The sequence below is a fragment of the Pseudomonas sp. A34-9 genome (assembly GCF_029543085.1).
GTDB lineage: Bacteria > Pseudomonadota > Gammaproteobacteria > Pseudomonadales > Pseudomonadaceae > Aquipseudomonas.
The window spans coordinates 3,303,412-3,324,424 of sequence record NZ_CP119967.1 but is presented as its reverse complement, the minus strand read 5'-3'; the positions used below and the strand labels follow the sequence as shown (position 1 = coordinate 3,324,424).

The 21,013-nt window shown below is 60.7% G+C and carries 19 protein-coding genes; 18 read left to right on the top strand and 1 reads right to left on the bottom strand.

The window, feature by feature from the left end:
* Nucleotides 1-105 precede the first annotated feature (105 nt).
* The 10 genes from arnB to P3G59_RS14700 all read left to right on the top strand — a co-directional run bounded on the left by arnB (nucleotide 106) and on the right by P3G59_RS14700 (nucleotide 11,132).
* Nucleotides 106-1,254, top strand: a complete 1,149-nt coding sequence (gene arnB / locus P3G59_RS14745; protein WP_277757798.1) for a UDP-4-amino-4-deoxy-L-arabinose aminotransferase — start codon at nucleotides 106-108, stop codon at nucleotides 1,252-1,254.
* Nucleotides 1,251-2,273, top strand: a complete 1,023-nt coding sequence (gene arnC, locus P3G59_RS14740) for an undecaprenyl-phosphate 4-deoxy-4-formamido-L-arabinose transferase (RefSeq protein WP_277757797.1) — start codon at nucleotides 1,251-1,253, stop codon at nucleotides 2,271-2,273. The genes arnB and arnC overlap by 4 nt, the downstream gene beginning before the upstream one ends.
* Nucleotides 2,270-4,261 (top strand): bifunctional UDP-4-amino-4-deoxy-L-arabinose formyltransferase/UDP-glucuronic acid oxidase ArnA, encoded by a 1,992-nt coding sequence (gene arnA / locus P3G59_RS14735; RefSeq protein WP_277757796.1) that lies wholly within the window; start codon nucleotides 2,270-2,272, stop codon nucleotides 4,259-4,261. Before arnC ends, arnA begins: the two co-directional genes overlap by 4 nt.
* Complete coding sequence (arnD, locus tag P3G59_RS14730) at nucleotides 4,261-5,145, top strand: 4-deoxy-4-formamido-L-arabinose-phosphoundecaprenol deformylase (RefSeq protein ID WP_277757795.1); 885 nt, start codon at nucleotides 4,261-4,263, stop codon at nucleotides 5,143-5,145. The genes arnA and arnD overlap by 1 nt, the downstream gene beginning before the upstream one ends.
* Nucleotides 5,142-6,794 carry a lipid IV(A) 4-amino-4-deoxy-L-arabinosyltransferase gene (gene arnT / locus P3G59_RS14725; RefSeq protein ID WP_277757794.1) on the top strand — a complete coding sequence of 551 codons (1,653 nt, stop codon included), beginning with the start codon at nucleotides 5,142-5,144 and terminating at the stop codon, nucleotides 6,792-6,794. Before arnD ends, arnT begins: the two co-directional genes overlap by 4 nt.
* Entirely contained in the window at nucleotides 6,791-7,135 is a 345-nt protein-coding gene (gene arnE / locus P3G59_RS14720; RefSeq protein ID WP_277757793.1) for a 4-amino-4-deoxy-L-arabinose-phosphoundecaprenol flippase subunit ArnE, read from the top strand. The genes arnT and arnE overlap by 4 nt, the downstream gene beginning before the upstream one ends.
* Nucleotides 7,132-7,536 carry a 4-amino-4-deoxy-L-arabinose-phosphoundecaprenol flippase subunit ArnF gene (gene arnF / locus P3G59_RS14715; RefSeq protein WP_277757792.1) on the top strand — a complete coding sequence of 135 codons (405 nt, stop codon included), beginning with the start codon at nucleotides 7,132-7,134 and terminating at the stop codon, nucleotides 7,534-7,536. The genes arnE and arnF overlap by 4 nt, the downstream gene beginning before the upstream one ends.
* On the top strand, nucleotides 7,533-8,912 hold the full coding sequence (locus tag P3G59_RS14710; RefSeq protein ID WP_242208109.1) for a UDP-glucose/GDP-mannose dehydrogenase family protein: 1,380 nt from the start codon (nucleotides 7,533-7,535) through the stop codon (nucleotides 8,910-8,912). The genes arnF and P3G59_RS14710 overlap by 4 nt, the downstream gene beginning before the upstream one ends.
* On the top strand, nucleotides 8,909-10,507 hold the full coding sequence (locus P3G59_RS14705; RefSeq protein ID WP_277757791.1) for a glycosyltransferase family 39 protein: 1,599 nt from the start codon (nucleotides 8,909-8,911) through the stop codon (nucleotides 10,505-10,507). The genes P3G59_RS14710 and P3G59_RS14705 overlap by 4 nt, the downstream gene beginning before the upstream one ends.
* A 106-nt stretch (nucleotides 10,508-10,613) precedes the next feature.
* Nucleotides 10,614-11,132: a GNAT family N-acetyltransferase gene (locus tag P3G59_RS14700; RefSeq protein WP_277757790.1), complete on the top strand. Its 519-nt coding sequence runs from the start codon at nucleotides 10,614-10,616 to the stop codon at nucleotides 11,130-11,132.
* A gap of 2 nt (nucleotides 11,133-11,134) precedes the next feature.
* Here P3G59_RS14700 and P3G59_RS14695 read toward each other — a convergent pair whose 3' ends face one another.
* Nucleotides 11,135-12,100 carry a LysR family transcriptional regulator gene (locus P3G59_RS14695; protein ID WP_277757789.1) on the bottom strand — a complete coding sequence of 322 codons (966 nt, stop codon included), beginning with the start codon at nucleotides 12,098-12,100 and terminating at the stop codon, nucleotides 11,135-11,137.
* Between the two features lie 296 nt (nucleotides 12,101-12,396).
* Here P3G59_RS14695 and argH point away from each other — a divergent pair, with 296 nt between their 5' ends.
* The 8 genes from argH to P3G59_RS14655 all read left to right on the top strand — a co-directional run bounded on the left by argH (nucleotide 12,397) and on the right by P3G59_RS14655 (nucleotide 20,993).
* Nucleotides 12,397-13,824: an argininosuccinate lyase gene (argH, locus tag P3G59_RS14690; RefSeq protein ID WP_277757788.1), complete on the top strand. Its 1,428-nt coding sequence runs from the start codon at nucleotides 12,397-12,399 to the stop codon at nucleotides 13,822-13,824.
* A gap of 154 nt (nucleotides 13,825-13,978) precedes the next feature.
* A complete protein-coding gene (locus P3G59_RS14685; RefSeq protein WP_277757787.1) occupies nucleotides 13,979-14,857 on the top strand; it encodes an amino acid ABC transporter permease in 879 nt (292 codons plus the stop codon).
* A 10-nt stretch (nucleotides 14,858-14,867) separates the two neighbouring features.
* On the top strand, nucleotides 14,868-15,632 hold the full coding sequence (locus P3G59_RS14680; protein WP_064587499.1) for an amino acid ABC transporter ATP-binding protein: 765 nt from the start codon (nucleotides 14,868-14,870) through the stop codon (nucleotides 15,630-15,632).
* Between the two features lie 38 nt (nucleotides 15,633-15,670).
* On the top strand, nucleotides 15,671-16,495 hold the full coding sequence (locus P3G59_RS14675) for an ABC transporter substrate-binding protein (protein WP_277757786.1): 825 nt from the start codon (nucleotides 15,671-15,673) through the stop codon (nucleotides 16,493-16,495).
* 606 nt (nucleotides 16,496-17,101) lie between these two features.
* The gene (locus P3G59_RS14670) at nucleotides 17,102-17,947 is read left to right on the top strand and encodes a polysaccharide deacetylase (RefSeq protein ID WP_277757785.1); all 846 of its coding nucleotides are present in this window, start codon (nucleotides 17,102-17,104) and stop codon (nucleotides 17,945-17,947) included.
* Nucleotides 17,940-18,842 carry a polysaccharide deacetylase gene (locus P3G59_RS14665; RefSeq protein WP_277757784.1) on the top strand — a complete coding sequence of 301 codons (903 nt, stop codon included), beginning with the start codon at nucleotides 17,940-17,942 and terminating at the stop codon, nucleotides 18,840-18,842. The genes P3G59_RS14670 and P3G59_RS14665 overlap by 8 nt, the downstream gene beginning before the upstream one ends.
* Before the next feature lie 128 nt (nucleotides 18,843-18,970).
* Entirely contained in the window at nucleotides 18,971-20,149 is a 1,179-nt protein-coding gene (locus tag P3G59_RS14660; protein ID WP_277757783.1) for an MFS transporter, read from the top strand.
* 157 nt (nucleotides 20,150-20,306) lie between these two features.
* The gene (locus tag P3G59_RS14655; RefSeq protein ID WP_277757782.1) at nucleotides 20,307-20,993 is read left to right on the top strand and encodes an HPP family protein; all 687 of its coding nucleotides are present in this window, start codon (nucleotides 20,307-20,309) and stop codon (nucleotides 20,991-20,993) included.
* Nucleotides 20,994-21,013 lie beyond the last annotated feature (20 nt).

Sequence of the window (21,013 nt, the reverse complement as noted above, 5' to 3'; positions counted from 1 at the left end):
TCGTATCAGCAACTTATTGATGCAAAGGTGTTTTTTGCGTCTACGCTGAGATTGGATCCTGTTTGGTGACTTGGTTTTCTTCTGATTGTTTGTGATGAGGTGTTCATGAGTCAGGCGTTTCTCCCCTTCTCTCGTCCCAGTATCGGCGATGAAGAAATTGCAGCCGTAGAGCAAGTATTGCGTTCCGGCTGGATCACCACCGGACCGAAGAATCAGGCACTCGAAGAGCAATTCGCGCAGTACGTTGGCTGCCGTCACGCGGTAGCACTTTCTTCAGCTACCGGCGGCATGCACATCACTCTGCTGGCCCTGGGCGTTGGCCCGGGTGACGAAGTCATCACCCCGTCGCAGACCTGGGTCTCGACCGCCAACATGATCTCGCTGCTCGGCGCCACACCGGTGTTCGTCGACGTTGATCGCGACACCCTGATGACCGACGCCGCGCGCATCGAAGCCGCCATCACCCCGCGCACCAAGGCGATCATCCCGGTGCATTACGCCGGCGCCGCGTTTGATCTCGATCCGCTGTACGCGCTGGCCGACAAGCACGGTATCGCCGTCATCGAAGACGCCGCCCACGCCGCTGGCACCCGCTACAAGGGCCGTCACGTCGGCGCGCAAGGCACGGCGATTTTCTCTTTTCACGCGATCAAGAACATGACCTGTGCCGAAGGCGCGATGTTCGTCACCGACGACGAAGCGTTGGCCAGCCGCGTGCGCATGCTCAAGTTTCATGGGCTGGGCGTTGACGCCTACGACCGGCTGACCGGTGGCCGCAAGCCGCAGGCGCAAGTGATGGAGCCGGGGTTCAAATACAACCTCGCCGACATCAACGCCGCGATTGCCTTGGTGCAACTGCAGCGTCTGGACGCGATCAACGCGCGCCGCACTGAACTGGCCGCCGCCTACCGGCAAAAACTCGAAGGCCTGCCGGTGCAACCGCTGGCCGTGCCCGCCTACGCCCAGACCCACGCCTGGCACCTGTTCATCCTGCGCATCGACAGCGAGCGCTGCGGCATGGACCGCGAAGCCTTCATGAAAGGTTTGCAGGATCAGGGCATCGGCACCGGCATCCATTTCATCGCCACCCACTTGCACACCTGGTACCGCCAGCGTGATCCCGACCTTTATCTGCCCAACACCGAATGGAACTCGGCGCGGCTGTGCTCGATTCCGTTGTTCCCCGACATGAGCGATCAAGACCTTGATCGCGTGGTCGGCGCCATCGCCACCCTTATGGACAAACGCCTGTGAAACCTTATCCGATCCGCTGTGTGTCGATCGTCATCCCGGTCTACAACGAACAGGACAGCCTGCCGGAACTGTTGCGCCGCACCGAAGCGGCCTGCCGGATGCTGCGCCACGACTATGAAATCGTCCTCGTCGACGACGGTAGCCGTGACGAATCCGCCAATATTCTGGAAGAAGCCGCGACCCGCGAAGACAGCCCGTTCGTGGCGGTCATCCTCAACCGCAACTACGGCCAGCACGCGGCAATCATGGCCGGCTTCGAGCAGTGCAAGGGCGATGTGGTGATCACCCTCGACGCCGACCTGCAGAATCCGCCGGAAGAAATCCCGCGCCTGGTTGCCGAAGCGGAAAAGGGTTACGACGTCGTCGGCACCGTGCGCGGCAACCGCCAGGATTCGGCGTTGCGCCGCTATCCGTCGAAGCTGATCAACCTCGCCGTGCAGCGCTCCACCGGCGTCGCCATGAGCGATTACGGCTGCATGCTCCGCGCCTACCGCCGGACGATCATCGACGCCATGCTCGCCTGCCGTGAGCGCAGCACCTTCATCCCGATTCTGGCCAACAGCTTCGCCCGCCACACCACCGAAATCGTCGTCGCCCACGCCGAGCGTGAACACGGCGATTCGAAATACAGCCCGATGCGCCTGATCAACCTGATGTTTGACTTGATCACCTGCATGACCACCACACCGCTGCGTTTGCTGAGCATCGTCGGTTTCGCCATGGCCGGGCTCGGCGTGCTGTTTGCAGTGGCGTTGATCGTCCTGCGTCTGGCCTTTGGTTCCGGCTGGGCCGGTGACGGCATGTTCGTGCTGTTCGCCGTGCTGTTCGTGTTCACCGGTGGCCAGTTCATCGGCATGGGCCTGCTCGGCGAATACCTGGGGCGCATGTACAGCGACGTGCGTGCCCGCCCGCGCTTCTTCATCGAAAAAGTCTTGCGCAGCCACGCCGCCGAACCGGCGCCTGCCGTCACCGTTGATGGTCTCTCTTCTACTTCTACTACCGGTCAGGTTCACTCATGAGTGCAAAAACTGTTGTCTTCGCTTACCACGATATTGGCTGCGCCGGCATTCAAGGCCTGCTCGACAGCGGCTACGACATTGCCGCGGTGTTCACTCACGCAGATGACCCGAAAGAAAACGCTTTTTACGGCTCGGTCGCCCAACTGTGCGCCAGCAAAGGCATCCCGGTGCATGCCCCGGAAGACGTCAACCACCCGCTGTGGATCGAGCGCATTGCCAAGCTCGATCCTGAATATATTTTTTCGTTCTACTATCGCAACCTGCTGAGCGAGCCGCTGCTGGCCCTGGCCAAAAAAGGCGCGTTCAACCTGCACGGCTCGTTATTGCCACGCTACCGTGGCCGCGCCCCGGCCAACTGGGTGCTGGTCAACGGCGAAACCGAAACCGGCGTCACTTTGCACCGCATGGTCAAACGTGCCGATGCCGGCGCCATTGTCGCCCAGCAACGCGTGGCCATCGAACGCAGCGACACCGCGCTGAGCCTGCACGGCAAGTTGCGCACCGCCGCCGCTGACCTGTTGCGTGACACCTTGCCAGCAATGCTGCAAGGCAAAGTCAGCGAAACCGCGCAGGATGAATCGAAAGCCACGGTATTTGGTCGCCGTACCCCGGCGGACGGCAAACTGCTCTGGGCGAAACCTGCCGAGCAGTTGTTCAACCTGGTTCGCGCCGTGACTCAGCCGTATCCGGGCGCCTTCTGCGCTGTCGGTGAGCACAAACTGATCGTGTGGAGCGCCGAAGTCGTCAAGGGCAACGACGGCCAGGCACCGGGCCGCGTGATCAGCGTCGATCCGCTGCGCATTGCTTGTGGCGAAGATTCGCTGCTGATCCTCTCCGGCCAACGCAACGACAACGGCCTGTTCCTCAGTGGCCCGCAACTGGCCAATGAACTCGGTCTGGTCGACGGCTCGCTGCTGCGCGGCGCCGAATCGGGCCGCGCGCCACGTCGCACGCGCGTGCTGATCCTTGGCGTTAACGGTTTTATCGGCAATCACTTGTCCGAACGCCTGCTGCGTGACGACCGCTACGAAGTCTATGGCCTGGACATCGGTTCCGATGCCATCGACCGTCTGCGCAGTCACCCGCACTTCCACTACGTCGAAGGCGATATCAGCATTCACTCCGAGTGGATCGAGTATCACATCAAGAAGTGCGACGTGGTGCTGCCGCTGGTGGCCATCGCCACGCCGATCGAATACACCCGCAACCCGCTGCGCGTGTTCGAACTCGACTTTGAAGAAAACCTGAAACTGGTGCGCTACTGCGTCAAGTACAACAAGCGCGTGATCTTTCCGTCGACCTCGGAAGTCTATGGCATGTGCCAGGACAAGCACTTCGACGAAGACACCTCCAACCTCGTGGTCGGCCCGATCAACAAGCAGCGCTGGATCTACTCCGTCTCCAAACAACTGCTGGATCGGGTGATCTGGGCCTACGGCGCCAAGGGTTTGAATTTCACCCTGTTCCGTCCTTTCAACTGGATGGGCCCGCGTCTCGACCGTCTGGATTCGGCCCGTATCGGCAGTTCGCGCGCCATCACCCAATTGATCCTCAACCTGGTGGAAGGCACGCCGATTCGCCTGTTCGACGGCGGCGAACAGAAGCGTTGCTTCACCGACATCGCTGACGGCGTCGAGGCACTGGCGCGGATCATCGATAACGACAACGACGTCTGCAACGGCCAGATCATCAACATTGGCAACCCGGACAACGAAGCGAGCATTCGTCAGTTGGGCGAAGAGTTGCTGCGTCAGTTCGAAGCGCATCCGCTGCGTGACAACTTCCCGCCGTTCGCCGGTTTCCGCGACGTCGAGAGCAAGGCGTTCTACGGCGCCGGTTACCAGGACGTCGAACACCGTAAACCAAGCATCGCCAACGCCAAGCGCCTGCTCGACTGGACGCCGACCGTGGAAATGCGCGAGACCATTGGCAACACGCTCGATTTCTTCTTGCGTGAAGCCATGCTCGAACAAGCGGACAAGCGCTAATGCAGGCAGGCCTTCGTATCGATGTCGACACCTACCGAGGCACCCGTGAAGGGGTGCCGCGGTTGCTGGAAATGCTCGACGAGGCGCAGATCAAGGCAACGTTCTTCTTCAGTGTCGGCCCCGACAACATGGGCCGGCATCTGTGGCGCCTGATCCGCCCGCAGTTTCTCTGGAAGATGCTCCGCTCCAATGCCGCCGGGCTGTATGGCTGGGACATTCTGCTGGCCGGCACCGCGTGGCCGGGCAAGCCGATTGGCCGTGATCTCGGGCACCTGATGCGTCAGGCCCGCGATGCCGGGCATGAAGTGGGTTTGCATGCCTGGGATCACCACGGTTGGCAGGCCAACGCCGGGCGCTGGAGCAACGCACAACTGATCGAGCAGATTCGTCAGGGCGTCGACACCTTGAGCGACATTCTCGGCGAAAAAGTCGAGTGTTCCGCCGCCGCCGGTTGGCGTGCGGACGAGCGTGTAATCGAGGCCAAACAAGCCTTCGGCTTTCGCTACAACAGCGATTGCCGGGGGCAACGCCTGTTTCGTCCGCTGCTGGCCGACGGCACGCCGGGCACACCACAGATTCCCGTGGACCTGCCGACCTTCGACGAGGTCGTCGGGCCGATTGTCGCGGCGCGGGATTTCAACGGTTTCATCCTTGACCACTTTCGCCCGCAACAACTCAACGTCTACACCATTCATGCCGAAGTAGAAGGGATTCTGATGGCTGAGGATTTTCGTCAATTGCTGGCCGATGCCCGCCAGCGCCACATCGACTTCACCCCGCTGGGCGACTTGTTGCCCGAGTTTTTCAATACCTTGCCCGTAGGTCGCGTGCAACGCGGCGCCCTCGACGGCCGTGAAGGCTGGCTGGGAGTGCAAGGCGCATGACGAACCGCTGGGCATTGCCGATCCTTTTACTGGGCATTTGTCTGCTGGCCTATCTGCTGCCATTGGCCACGCACGGCTTGTGGATTCCCGACGAGACCCGTTACGCGCAGATCAGCCAGGACATGCTGCTGAGCGGCAACTGGGTGTCGCCGCACTTCATGAGCCTGCGTTATTTCGAGAAGCCGATTGCCGGTTACTGGATGATCGCGCTGGGTCAGCAATTGTTTGGGCAGAACCTGTTCGGCGTACGCTTTGCGTCGGCGCTGAGCACGGGTTTGAGCGTGTTGCTCTGCTACCTGATTGCCCGTCGCTTGTGGAACGAGCCGCGCAAAAGCTTCGTCTGCGCCCTGCTCTACATGAGTTTCACCGTGGTCGCCGGTCAGGCCGGTTACGCCAACCTCGATCCGCAATTCACCTTCTGGGTCAACCTCAGTCTGGTGGCGCTGTGGTTTGCCGCCGACAGCCAAACCGGCGGCAAACGCATGGCCGCCTGGGCAGTGCTGGGGCTGGCCTGTGGCATGGGCTTCATGACCAAGGGATTTCTCGCCTGGCTGCTGCCGGTGTTGATCGCCCTGCCGTGGATGCTCTGGCAAAAACGCTGGCGTGAACTGCTGCTGTTTGGCCCGGTGGCGATTGCTGTGGCAATCCTTGTCAGCCTGCCGTGGGTAATGGCGGTGCATGCGCAGGAACCGGATTACTGGCGGTTCTTCTTCTGGCACGAACACATCCGCCGCTTTGCCGGTGACGACGCGCAACACGATGCACCGTGGTGGTTTTACCTGCCGCTGCTGGTGGCGTTCAGTCTGCCGTGGGTGGGGCTGTTGCCGACTGCGTTCAAGCAGGCATGGCAAAGCCGTGCTCAGCCCAAAATGGTGTACCTGTTGCTGTGGTTGCTGATGCCGCTGGCGTTTTTCAGCCTGAGCAACGGCAAACTGCCGACGTATATCCTGCCGTGCCTGTTGCCAATGGCGTTGCTGCTGGGCAATGCGCTGGCCGATCGCTTGCGACTGGAGCAAGGCCGGGCGCTGAGCATCAATGGTTTGCTGAACCTGCTATTGGGTGTCGCTGTGCTGATTGCGCTGGTGTATGTGCAGTTGACGCGGCCAATTTATGACCACGAATTGCACAGCATGGTGCTGGTGTTCATCGCGTTGATCGGCTGGATCATCGCCAACCTGCTGCAAGCCTTTCTGCCGCTGCAATGCTGGGCAGCACCGGCACTCGGCAGCCTGTTGCTGATTGCGGTGTTGCCGGCAGCGCTGCCGAAATCGGTGATCGCCAACAAAACCCCTGATCAATTCATCAAGCATCACGTCAGCGAACTGGCGCAGGCCGATCATCTGCTGAGCAACGATCTGGGCGCCGCATCGGCGCTGGCCTGGCGCCTGAAACGCCCGCAAGTGGCGTTGTACAACACGATAGGCGAATTGAAATATGGCCTTGCCTATCCTGACGGCATTCAACAGCGGGTCGATCCCGAACACGTTCAACAGTGGATGCGTGAGGCGCGCCGCAGCGGTTCGGTCGGCGTGGTGATGCGCGTCAAGGGGCAAGACGAACTGGACGAAATCGACAGACTGCCAAAGGACGGCGTGCGTTATGAGCAGGGCAACCTGGTGATCATGATTCTGCCCAAGGAGGCGTCATGAGCCTGTTGCTGCTGTTGCTCGCCTGCCTGCTGACCTGCCTCGGTCAGGTCGCACAAAAGTACGCCGTGGAGAGCTGGCGCGGCGTCGAGTCCACTTGGGCCGACAAACTGCGCTCGCCGTGGTTGTGGCTGGCGCTGCTGGCGCTGGGCTCGGGCCTGCTGGTCTGGCTGCTGGTGTTGCAGCGTCTGGAAGTCGGCATCGCCTACCCGATGCTCAGCCTCAATTTCGTCTTGATCACCCTGATCGCGCGCTTCGTCTTTCGTGAACCCATCGACCGCCAGCATTGGCTCGGCGTGGCGCTGGTGATCGGCGGCGTGGTTTTGCTGGGGCAACAATCATGAATCAGCGTCGTGGAATCGCCTTCGCCATGGCCAGCGTGTTGCTGGTCAGCGCCGCGCAACTGGGCATGCGCTGGAGCATGACGCGCCTGCCGGCACCGGAGCACTGGCTGACCTTCGGCAGTCTCGACCTGCGTGCGCTGGCGGTTGTTGTCGCGGCGATCTTCGCCTACGCACTGTCGATGCTCTGCTGGCTCGCCGCCCTGCGCGATCTGCCGCTGGGCCGGGCCTATTCACTGCTGAGCATCAGCTACGCGCTGGTGTACCTGTTGGCGGCCAGCCTGCCGTTGTTCAACGAATCCTTCAGTTTCACTAAATCACTGGGCGTGGCGCTGGTCATGCTCGGGGTCATCACCATCAACACTCGTCCGGCTCGTGCGCCCGAATTCAGGAGTGCTCCATGAAAATCACAGTATTTGGCAGCGGTTACGTCGGTCTGGTGCAAGCGGCTGTGTTGGCCGAAGTCGGCCATGATGTCGTGTGCATGGACGTCGACCAGAAGAAGGTCGACTTGTTACGCCAGGGCCATGTCAGCATTTTCGAACCGGGGCTGGCCAGCCTGGTGCGCGAAGGTCTGGATTCGAAACGCCTGCAATTCACCACCGACGAACAACTCGCCGTGCAGCACGGTCGGGTGGCCTTCATTGCAGTGGGTACGCCGTCCCGTGAAGACGGCTCGGCGGATCTGCGTTACGTGCTGTCGGTGGGTGACGCGATTGCCCGCCATCGTGAGCAGCCATTGATTCTCGTGGAAAAATCCACGGTGCCGGTGGGCACTGGCGACACCCTGCGCACGCACATTGAAAAAGCCTTGATCAAGGTCGGTCGTCTGCTGCAGTTCGATATCGTCTCCAACCCGGAATTCCTCAAGGAAGGCTCTGCCGTTGCCGACTGCCGCCGTCCGGATCGTATCGTCATCGGCTGCGAAGGTGATGAGGTGCGCGACGTGATGCGTGATCTGTACTCGCCGTTCAATCGCAACCACGACCGCATCATGTTCATGGACCTGCGCAGCGCCGAGCTGACCAAGTACGCCGCTAACTGCATGCTGGCGACCAAGATCAGCTTCATCAACCAGATCGCCGAACTTGCCGAACACCTGGGGGCCGACATCGAATCGGTGCGCCAGGGCATCGGTGCCGACACGCGCATCGGCTACCACTTTATCTATCCGGGCTGCGGCTATGGCGGGTCGTGCTTTCCCAAAGACATGCGCGCGCTGATCCACAGCGCCGAAGAAGCGCACTGTTCCAGCGACTTGCTGCAAGCGGTCGAGGCGATCAATCAGCGGCAGAAACACAAGTTGTTCGAACGCATCAACGCCTTCTACAAAGGTGACCTGCGCGGCAAAACCTTCGCCCTGTGGGGCCTGGCATTCAAACCGAACACCGACGACATGCGCGATGCACCGAGTCGTGTCCTGCTCGAGGAATTGTGGGCGGCCGGTGCCAGCGTGCGCGCGTTCGACCCGGAAGCCATGCAGGAAACCCAGAACCTATACCCGGACGAATCGAAACTGATGCTGATGGGCACGCCGGAATCGGTATTGCCCGGCGCCGATGCCTTGATCATCTGCACCGAGTGGCAGCAGTTCAAGGCACCGGATTTCGACCTGATCAAACAGCGCCTCAACACGCCGGTGATTTTCGACGGGCGCAACCTGTATGACGCCGAGCGTCTGGCGCGCAACGGTTTCCATTACTTCCCGATGGGCCGTGGCGAATCGCGCAAGTTGCCGATCCCGCTGCAACAGTGGCCACACGCGTCCGACGTCGCTTGATCGCGTTATCGCCCGAGATTCGCCGGCAGTCCCTGATCGCAGGGCTGCTGGCGTTTTTATTATTCATGGCCGGGGTCTATGGGCAGGCCCCTATCGGTTTCGATTCGCGGTTTGTGTTGTTCGCAGAGGAAATGCTGCGTCACGGGCCGACGGTGTTTCCCACCACTTATGGTCAGCCGTACGCCGACTATTCCGCCGTGTCGACGTTGTTCATCTGGCTGCTGTCGTTACCGTTCGGCGCGGTGAATGCGTTGACCGCATGGGCGCCGAGCGCGATCGCCGGCGCGCTGATCGTGACGCTGATGTATCGACTGTTGGCGCCGTACTCGCGGCGCTGGGCGTTGATCAGTATCGCGCTGCTGATGCTCACCAGTGGTTTTGTCACTGAAGTGCGCGCGGTGTCGCAGGACTTGATGCTCGCGGCGCTGGCGTTTGCGGTGTTTTATCTGGGCTATGCCCATGATCATTTTGGCGGCGGCCGGCGCTGGCCGCTGATCTTCGTTTTGCTGTTGCTCGGTTTCGGTGTTCGCGGGCCGATTGGTCTGGTGGTGCCGACCGGCATGCTGTGCAGCTATTACCTGCTCAACCGTGAGTGGTCGCGGTTACTGGTGTTCGGGGTGCTGGCATCGGCGTTGCTGGCCGCGTGTGTCGGGCTGCTGTTGTGGTTGGCGCAGCTCAGCGGTGGTCCGGCATTCATGCAGGACGTGATCCGCATGCAGTTCATGGGGCGCATGGACGGCAGCGAAGGCGTCAGCGGTTCGCTGTATTACTTCAGCAGTTCGCTCGGCAACTATGCGTTGGCCTACCCGCTGGCATTGCTGGTACTGGCGGCGGCATGGCTGAGCAAACCGCAGCAGCGTGGCCCGGCGTTGCGCCTGGTGCAGTATTGCGCGGCGGCCGGGTTGATCGTGATGGTCGGGCTGTCGATTCCACAGGCGAAGAAGGCCCGGTATCTGCTGCCGATGCTGCCGATGGCGGCGATCATTGCGGCGTATCCGTTTCAGGTGGCGCATGGCTGGGTGTTTCGTTGGTTGCGCGGGTTGATGCTGGGCTTGTGGCTGGTTACGCCGGGATTGTTGATGGTTGTGTTACTGGTCGCGCGACGGCGGTTTCCCGAGCCATTGAGTGAAGTGTCTTGGGTGTTGATCGCGCTGGGCGTGCTGCAACTCTTGGCGTTGTCGCGATTGTTGATCCCGCGTGGGCGCGTCGAGGTATTGGCGTTGTCTGCGGTGTTGGCGCTGTGGACGGTGTACGCGGCAGTGTTCGAACCGGTGGAACGACGTTTGTACGACACCCGGACATTCAGTCACGCGGTGTTCGCTCAGGTTCAGCAGAACCCGGTGCCACTGGTTTTGCACGGCATGGGCAAGGATGCGAAAGCGATCAAGTTCATGGTCAATATCGAGCAGGATCTGCAACCGCAGTTCAGCGATTCGATCCAGCAACTGGAAGCAATCAAGGGGCCGGCGTGGTTGATGATGGACCGCAGCGATTTTCTGGCCCTGCACGGCACGCCCATCGGTGCATTGCAGCCGACGTTGAGCGGTCAATTCGACAAGAACGATTATGTTCTGCTTTACCTGAAACCCTTGTAGGTGTTGCCGAAGGCTGCGATCTTGATCGTTCCCACGCTCTGCGTGGGAATGCCGCCGGGGACGCTCTGCGTCCCAAATCAAGATCGCCGCCACGGAACTTGTCACAATGACGTCTCTTGTACGCCGCGCTCGTCCCTGCGACGCGGCCGCCCTCCCCGCCATCGAACGCTCGGCCGCCGGGCTGTTTCGCCTTGATCCGCAATTGGCCTGGCTGGCCGACGCCGAAGTAGCCGGCGCCGAGTTGCATGTACAAGCCATCGAGCAGGCCCGGGTCTGGGTCGCACAATCCCCTGAAGGGCAACTTGCCGGGTTCTTGCGCGCGGCGTCTGTCGATAACCAACTGCATATAGAGGAGCTGTCCGTCAGCCAACACTTTCAGGGTCAGGGCATTGGCCGCAAGTTGCTCTCGGCGGTCATCGAGCATGCCCGGACGCAACAACTTTGCGCGGTGACACTGACCACCTTCACTGATCTGCCGTGGAATGCGCCGTTCTATCAGAAGATCGGTTTCCAACGCGTGAATGGCGAAGAAACCACACAGTATTTAGTCGACGCCTTGAACGATGAAATTGCCCACGGTTTACCCGGCCACCGGCGCTGCGCCATGCGCCTGACGTTGCCTTGAAATCAGATCGTGGCTTTCAGATCGACGCCCAATGCCTCAGCGAATGCTTTCACCAGCGGACTGCGCACGGTGTTGTGCCGCAGGATCAGATTGAACGGCGTCATGATGTTGATCCGCTCGGGCAGCACCGCACGCATCTGCCCTGCTGCCACCAGCGCTGCCGCGTAATGCCGGGGTAGAAAACCAACGAAACGGCCAGTCTTGATCAGCAAAGCCACGGCTTCAACCTGGGTCGCCGACGCGGAAAAACTGTCATAGCGCGCATAGTTGAGCTTGTCGCGATGGATCGCGTAGCGGTGGTTGATGCACTCGTATTCCTGCAACACGTTGCTGCCCATTTGCGCCTCGGGCATATCGAACAACGGATGCCCGACCGCGCAGTAGACTTCCGAGCGCTCCTCGTACAGCGGGTAATAATCGAATTCTTCGCGGCGTTGATAAACCGGCACTATGCCGGCAACTAAGCGCCCCTCCACCACGCCTCTTTCCACCTCATCCAGTTGCGATGCCTGAAGTTGAAACCTGACCTTCGGCGATTGTTCGTTAAGTTGTTTTAGCGCGGCAACTAACGGTGAGTTTTCATCACTGATCGTATTGTCGATAACGCCCACACCCAGATCGCCGATAAGTTCATTCTGCGCAGAACTAAGCCGATCACGAAAGTTGTCCACCGAAGCAAACAGATCAATCGATGCCTGATACACCAGACGCCCTTCTTCGGTCAGGTGAAACCCCTCGCGGCCGCGTGTGCACAGACGCATGCCGATGCGGATTTCCAGGTCGGAGATCTGCTTGCTGATGGCCGCAAGGCCCACGTTCAGCTCGTTTTGCGCGGCGCTGAAGCCTCCTGCCTCGACCACGGCCTTGAACACCTTGAGCAGTTTGAAATCCAGTCCGCTGAGGGTCAGCAGTGCTCGGTGGGCCGTTTTCGGTGGCGGGTTTCCGGAATTGGAAAGTGGGGTTTCCATAATGCTGATTTACCTCTGGCGCAATGTTCAACAATCTGTGTCCAACAACAAAAACATCGCCGGCTAATAATAATGATCACAGAAAACAAGCCTTGGCAACCGCCAAAAAATCTCGAACATCAGTGCCAACTCACTGATCTCGAAACATTAAAAGCTGACACTTCGATCAGTTCTCGCTCTCTAGCAACTGCCCTCTTGAACACTGCTTTGGCCTGAATCCGTCTGCTGACTTTCCAGCAGCGATCACGGCCATGCACAACGATTTCAGTTCGCGTTACCGACGAGGAAAACAACACATGTCTCAAGCCACCGACCGTCTCTGGGGTGCCCGTTTCAAAAGCGGCCCTTCCGCCGCCCTGGCCGCCCTGTCCCGGTGCCCCGAGCGCTATTTCCGCCTGACGCCGTACGATCTGGCCGGTTCCAAAGCCCATGCCGGCGAACTGCAGCGGGCCGGTCTGCTCAACGAGCAGGAAACCCGCACCATGCTGGAAGCCTTGGACGGTATCGGTGCCGACTTCCGCGCCGGACGTATTGCGCCAACGCTGGACGACGAAGACGTCCACACCTTTATCGAACGCCTGCTGACCGAACGCCTTGGCGCCCTCGGCGGCAAGCTGCGCGCCGGCCGCTCGCGCAACGACCAGACCGCCAACGACCTGCGCCTGTTTCTGCGCGATCACGTACGCACCCTCGCCGTCGAAGTCCTCGCCTTGCAGCAAGCGCTGGTGACTCAGGCCGAGCAACACGTCGAAAGCATCTGCCCGGGTTTCACTCACTTGCAGCAGGCGCAACCGATCGTATTCGCTCACCACTTGCTGGCACACGCGCAATCGATGCTGCGCGACGTACAACGCCTGGTGGACTGGGACGCGCGCACCTCGCTGTCGCCACTCGGCGCCGCCGCCATGGCCGGTTCGGCGATTGCCCGCCAGCCGCAGCAATCGGCCAGGGAAATGGGTTACGCCGGGGTGTGCGAGAACTCCATCGACGCCGTCGCCAGCCGTGATCACGTTGCCGAATTCCTGTTTATCGCCAGCATGCTCGGCATCAATATTTCGCGCCTCGCCGAAGAGTTTTGCCTGTGGTCGTCGCGCCAGTTCCGCTGGGTCGATCTCGACGATGCCTATGCCACCGGCAGTTCGATCATGCCGCAGAAGAAAAACCCGGACATCGCTGAACTGGCGCGCGGCAAGGCTGGACGGCTGATCGGCAACCTGACCGGTTTGCTCTCGACGCTGAAATCCCTGCCACTGTCGTACAACCGCGACCTCAGCGAAGACAAGCACGGCGTGCTCGACAGCGTCGACACCCTGCTGCTGGTGTTGCCAGCGATGGCCGGCATGGTCGCGACCATGACCGTCAACGTCGAAGAGCTGCGCCGACAGGCGCCACTGGGTTTCACCCTCGCCACCGAAGTCGCCGACTGGCTGGCGGTGCGCGGCGTGCCGTTCAAGGAAGCCCACGAAATCACTGGCGCGCTGGTGCAGGCCTGTGAAAAGCACGGCATCGAATTGTGGGAAGCGTCTCCGGCGCTGTTGGCCGAAATCGATCCACGCCTGACCGCCGATGTGCGCGACAGCCTGACCCTGGAAGCCGCCATTGCGGCCCGTAGCGGTTGGGGCGGCACCGCACCGCAACAGGTGCGCGAGCAGATCGGCCGCTTGAAAGCTGCCCTCGCCGCGCAACAACAGTGGACGGAAAACTACCAGGGCTTCCGCCTCTAACGGCCGCCACACGCATAACCCTGTAGACCTTCGCCTGCTCGCGATAGCGGTGGGTCAGCCAGCACCAATGTTGCATGGGCTATCGCAATCGCGAGCAGGCGAAGGCCTACAAGTGGAATGTGTTGGATTTGAAAGATCAGTACGGAGAAACACCATGAGCCAGACTCAGGCAGAACGACTCCAGGCGGAGCGCAAACTGGCGGAAAACCAGTTCGATATCACCCAGTACCAGCACGTGCCTCGGCGTTATTACGGGCGGATCTTCTTCGCCACCGTGATAGTCATCGCGATCCTCGGCCTGGTGCGCGCCTTCGCCGAAGGCAAAATCGAATGGTCGTACATCGGCCAGTTCCTCACCTCTGAAGCGATCATGTGGGGCCTGTTCAACACCATCATCATGGCCGTGCTGGCGATGGCGCTGGGCATCGTGTTCGGGGTGATCACGGCGATCATGCGCATGTCGGCCAACCCGATCCTGCGCTACGTGGCCGTGACTTACACCTGGCTGTTTCGCGGCACGCCGCTGATTTTGCAGCTGCTGTTGTGGTTCAACCTGGCGCTGATTTTCCCCACCATCGGCATTCCCGGTCTGGTCGAGCTCGACACCGTCAGCCTGATGACACCGTTCGTGGCTGCCCTGCTCGGCTTGAGCATCAACCAGGGCGCCTACACCGCTGAAGTGGTGCGTGCCGGCCTGCTGTCGGTGGACACCGGCCAGTACGAAGCAGCCAAGTCGATCGGCATGCCGCGCCTGCAAGCGCTGCGCCGGATCATCCTGCCGCAGGCCATGCGCATCATCATTCCGCCGGTCGGCAACGAGTTTATCGGCATGGTCAAAATGACCTCGCTGGCCAGCGTGATCCAGTACTCGGAACTGCTCTACAACGCGCAGAACATCTACTACGCCAACGCCCGCGTGATGGAGCTGCTGATCGTCGCCGGCATCTGGTACCTGGCCACCGTCACCGTGCTGTCCTTCGGTCAAAGCCGTCTGGAGCGTCGTTTCGCTCGCGGCGCCGGCAAGCGTTCTTGAGGAATCGAACATGAGAAGCATCGTCAAGGCCGTCAGCCTGAACAAGTATTACGACCAGTACCACGCGCTCAAGGACATCAACATCGAAGTCGAGCAAGGCGAAGTATTGTGCATCATCGGCCCGTCCGGCTCGGGCAAGAGCACCCTGCTGCGTTGCGTCAACCAGTTGGAAAAGATCGACAAGGGTGGCCTGTGGGTTGACGGCGAATTGGTCGGCTACCGCGTGGTTGGCAACAAACTGCACGAGCTCAACGAGTCGCAGATCGCCCGGCAACGTCTGGCCACCGGCATGGTGTTCCAGCGTTTCAATCTGTTCCCGCACATGACTGTGCTGCAAAACATCATCGAAGGCCCGTGCCAGGTGCTCAAACGTTCGCCGAAAGAAGCGCACGAAGAAGCCCTGGAACTGTTGGCCCGCGTTGGCCTGGCCGACAAACGCGACAGCTACCCGATCGAACTGTCGGGCGGTCAGCAGCAACGTGTGGCGATTGCCCGGGCGTTGGCCATGCGGCCCAAGTTGATGCTGTTCGATGAACCCACTTCGGCACTCGACCCGGAACTGGTCGGTGAGGTGCTGTCGGTGATGCGCGATCTGGCGCAGACCGGCATGACCATGATCGTCGTCACCCATGAACTGGGCTTCGCCCGCGAGGTTTCCAATCGCATGGTGTTCATGGACGGCGGGCAGATCGTGGAGGCTGGAAGCCCCGAAGAAATTCTAATAAGTCCGCAAAACCCGCGCACCCAAAGCTTCATTTCTGCCGTTCGAACCTAAGCACCGCTTGGTGCCACAACACTCATAAGAGAACGACCATGAAGAATTTCGTTATCCCCGCTGTACTCGCGTCCGTCATGTCTTGCGGTTTCGCCGTGGCCGCCGATTTGCCGGCCAGCATCAAGGACAAAGGCGAGATCGTTGTCGCGATCATGCCGAACTACCCGCCGATGGATTTCAAGGACCCGGCCACCAACACCCTCACCGGCCTCGACTACGACCTGGGCAATGCCCTGGCCGAACGTCTGGGCGTGAAGATCAAATGGCAGGAAACCGGCTTCGAGCAAATGATCAACGCGCTGACCACTGACCGCGTTGACCTGGTGCTGTCGGGCATGACCGACACTGCCGAGCGTCAGGCCAGTGTGACCTTCGTCGACTACTTCACCAGCGGCCCGCAGTTCTACACCTTGCAGAAGAACGCGGCGACCAACGAGATCATCGACCTGTGCGGCAAGAAAGTCGGCACCAGCCGCCGCACTACGTTCCCGGCGGAAATCGCCGCATGGAGCAAAGCCAACTGTGAAGCCGCCGGCAAACCGGCAATCAACGTGATCGGCACCGAAGGCTCGGCCGACGCCCGCGCGCAACTGCGCCAGAGCCGCATTGACGCGGCGATGCAAGGCAGCGAGACCCTGTCGTACCTGAAAACTCAGGAAAAGGACATGTACAAGACTGTCGGCCAGCCGATCTCCGTGCAGTTCACCGGTCTGGGCGTGAGCAAGAAAAAGCCTGAGCTGAGTGAGGCGGTGAAGGTGGCGTTGCAGAGCATGGTCGATGACGGCAGCTATGGCGCGATCCTGAAGAAATGGGACGTGGAACTGGGCGCAATCAAGGAAGTGACCGTCAACGCGGGCAAGTAACTGTCGAGATCGATCCCCCCTCACCCCAACCCTCTCCCCCAAGGGGGCGAGGGGGAAAGGGAGCTGATCTTCAAGTGTTCGAAACCTGAGTTCGACGACACAGCGCCTGAGTTCGCCGCGATCTTTCAGGTCGATGCAAGACGGCAGAACACCTCGGTCGGCTCCTCTCCCTCAAGGGGTAAAGGGAGCTGATCTTCAAGTGTTCGAAACCTGAGTTCGACGACACAGCGCCTGAGTTCGCCGCGATCTTTCAGGTCGATGCAAGGCGGCAGAACACCTCGGTCGGCTCCCTCTCCCTCAAGGGGTAAAGGGAGCTGATCTTCAAGTGTTCGAAACCTGAGTTCGACGACACAGCGCCTGAGTTCGCCGCGATCTTTCAGGTCGATGCAAGGCGGCAGAACACCTCGGTCGGCTCCCTCTCCCTCAAGGGGTAAAGGGAGCTGATCTTCAAGTGTTCGAAACCTGAGTTCGACGACGCAGCGCCTGAGTTCGCCGCGATCTTTCAGGTCGATGCAAGGCGGCAGAACACCTCGGTCGGCTCCCTCTCCCTCTGGGAGAGGGCTGGGGTGAGGGTTTCTATTGATTCAACACCGGAGAGCGACAACCATGTCTTCGTGCCAACCCACCTGGCCCGACCCGCACAAAGCCTGCCTCGCCCTGGCCTTCGACCTCGATGGCCCGACCGGCGACGCCATGCTCAACGGCTCGATCTGGCGCAAACCCGAGTACTTCGGCTTCGGCGGCTACGGGCCTTATCGTGCCCTGCCACGTCTGCTCGACCTGCTCGACGCGTTCAACATTCCCACGACGTTTTTCGTCCCGGCATGGGTCGTCGAGAACTGGCCAAAACAATGCCAGGCCATCGTCGAACGCGGCCATGAAGTCGCGTACCACGGCTACAAACACGAATCCTTTTACGCCCTGACGCTGGACCAGCAGCAAGCCGTCATGGCCAAGTCCAGAGACGTGTTCTGGCAACACCTGCACATTCGCGCCGAAGGCTTCCGCACCCCGTCCGGTGACTGGCGCGCCGAAACCCCGGCGATGCTGGCCGACAACGGCGTGATCTATTCGAGCAGCATGCGCGGCGACGATCGTCCGTATCTGGTCAACGTTCCCGGGCACAGCACACCGCTGGTGGAAATCCCCGGGCGTTGGGAAATGGACGACTACGCCTCCCTCGCCTACACCCGCGCGCCGAACTTCCCGTCGGGCCTCGACCGCACCGCCAGTTATGAATTGACCCTCGACAACTGGCAACGCGAATACGACGGCGCGATGGACGAAGGCCTGTGCCTGACCACGCTGTTTCACCCGAAGATCACCGGCAAACCGGGGCGCATCCTGTTGCTGGAAAAACTCTTCGAACACATGCGCCAGCGCGATGACGTGTGGTTCGCCACCTGCCGCGATGTCGCCCGTTGGTGGCTGAAGGAGTATCACCATGGCTGATTCCGAGGTTTTGCCAACCACGCGCTGGCCCGACGGCAAACGCTGCGCGGTGGTGCTGACGGTCGACTACAACGACATCCACGGCATTCTCACCCAGGCCCCCGAAGTGGCCGGTCGTGACAAGACCTTGTCGGTCTGGCGTTATGGCACCGAGCGTGGCGTTACGCGCCTGCTCGAACTGTTCGCGGAACTGGGAGTGCGCAGCAGTTGGTTCGTCCCCGGCATCGTCGCCGAAGAAAACCCGCAGCACATCACCGCGATACTCGCCGGTGGGCATGAGATCGCCTGCGCCGGGTATCGGCATCAGGATTACGACGGTCTCGATCTGGCCGCACAACGTGCTGAAGTCGGCAAAGGTTGTGCAGCGCTTGAGGCCCTGACCGGTCAACGCCCGACCGGGTTTCGCATCCCCGCCGGCAACGGTGCGCCGGGTTTCATTGAGGCGTTGAAAGACCATGGCATCGTCTGGTCGTCTTCGTGGCGCGGCGATGATTTGCCGTTCGCCCACCCGACGGCGCCCGAGGTGATCGAACTGCCGCTGCATTACGAACTGGAAGACGAGCCGTACTTCGCCTTCAACCTCAGCCCCGCCGTGCCGCCGGCGCAATCGCGGATTGCCTCGTACAGCCACACCCTCGGCAATCTGCAAATGGACTTCGCCGGGTTCCATCGCTTTGGCCTGTGCTATGTGCTGCGCCTGCACCCGGAAATCATCGCCACCCCGGGGCGCATCGGCGTGCTGCGCGAGTTGCTGCAAGGCATTCAACAGCACGATGATGTGTGGATCGCCAGCGGCGCCGAGGTTGCGCAATGGTGGGCAGAAACCGCAGCGCCGGTCAGCGAAGATCATCCGGCGGCGGTTTATGAGCGGCACTATCGGGACTATCTGCCATGAGCGACTCGCTGCCACATTGGATCTCCAGTGTTCAGGCATTCCCTGTGGGAGCGAGCCTGTTCGCGAAGGATGCGACCCGGTCTAAAGCCGAACACACAAACAACTGAAATAAGGACATTCGATTCCCCGTGGCCACTTACTCGCTCGTCATCCGCCGTCTGATGATCGTCTCGCTGACCATCGTCGTCAGCCGCGCCATCACCAGTCCGCTGCTGACGCTGTTTCTGAGCACCAAACTGGGCCTCAACCAACAGGACGTCGGGCTGCTGCTGGGCATTGCGGTGTTTATCGCCACCCTGCTCGCGCTGTACGGCGGCTACATCATCGATCGCCTGGAAAAACGTCGGCTGCTGATTGTCGCGATGCTCTCCAGCGCCATCGGTTTCGTCCTGCTGACGTTTGCCAAAGATCTGTACCTGACCACCGCCACACTGGTGATCACCGAGACCGCGTCGGCGCTGTTCCTCATCGGCTCCAAGGCGATCCTCAGTGAAAAACTGCCGATGAGCCAACGAGCCAAGGCGTTTTCCTTGCGTTACACGCTGACCAACATCGGCTACGCCACCGGGCCGATGCTCGGCGTGGTAATCGCCGGGCATTATCCGATTGCGCCGTTTCTGATTGCGGCGGCGATCGCCTTCGGCAGCATCTTCCTGATGATCGGCATACCGAAAGACGCCGAAGCGGTCGCCGTGATCAGTCAGCCGCAAAGCTTCCTGAAAACCCTGGTGACCCTGAAAAACGATCGCACCTTGATCATGTTCACCTGCGGTTGCCTGCTCAGCACCGTGGTGCACGGGCGATTCACCCTGTATCTGTCGCAATACCTGCTGGTGGTCAGTGATTCCAGGCGCGCCTTGCAAGTCATGGCCGCCCTGCTCGCCTGCAACGCGATCACGGTGATCCTCCTGCAATATCAGATCGGCCGTTTCCTCAGTCGCGAAAAACTGCGCTACTGGATCGCCGCCGGCACCAGCCTGTTCATCCTCGGCTTGATCGGTTTCAGCCTTGCCGACAGCTTGCTCAGTTGGTGCATCGCCATGTTCGTTTTCACCCTTGGCGAAATGATCATTTACCCGTCGGAGTTCCTCTTCGTCGACACCCTGGCCCCGGACGAACTGCGCGGCAGCTACTACGGCGCGCAGAATCTGGCCGCGCTGGGCGGCGCGCTGAGCCCGGTGATCTGCGGCTTCCTGTTGATGCACACACCGGCACCGACGATGTTCTACGCCTTGAGCGCACTCACCGCGTTTGGCGGCACCCTGTGTTTCCTCAGTGGACGGCGAGCGGCTTCAGTGCAAAATTAATGCACTAAGTCTTCATTAATATGAATTTGTCAGCATCGTGATTGATCGGCACACTGTGCACGTTCCTCCCCCAATGTTGGAACGCTTCGAGGGCTTTCCGGATATGCCGGACAAGTCCTTTTTTTTGCCTCGAATTTGCTGCAAGGATTGGATTCACATGCTCGCTCGCTGGTTGCCTGCCGCCATCAATACCCGCCCGACCGAATGGAGCCGCGCCGCCATCGGCATGGCGCTGGGCACATTGTTCAGCGTGTGGTTGTGCGCGCAGGTGTTTGGCCATGAAGTCGCCTATCACCTGATTGGCCCGCTGGGGGCATCAGCCGTGCTGCTGTTTGCCGTGTCCTCTGGCGCTCTCGCTCAGCCGTGGTCGATTCTTGGCGGGTATTTATGTGCGGGTGTCGTCGCGTTGCTGGTGGCCCATGTGCTCGGGCGGACGCTCGGCAGCGCGTGCCTGGCGGCGGGCACGGCGCTGATTCTGATGTGCTGGCTGCGTTGCCTGCATCCACCGGCCGGGGCGTTGGCACTGACGCTGGTACTGGCGGACCCCGCGACCATCGCCCTGGACTGGAAAGCCATGGAACCGGTGATGCTCGGCGCGGCGTGCATGCTGCTCAGTGCCCTCGCCTACAACAACCTGACACGCATTCGTTACCCGAAACGCCCCGCTGACCCAGCGCCGATGGTGGCCGCGGTCGACAGTCAGGCGATCACCGCTGAAGACCTCAAACTCGCGTTGGCCGATATGGAAGCCTTCATCGACATCACCCCCGAAGACCTCGAACAACTGATCCACACCAGCGAACTGCACGCCAAGCGCCGCAGCATTACCCAAACCTTCACCTGATCCCCTGTGTAGGAGCTGCC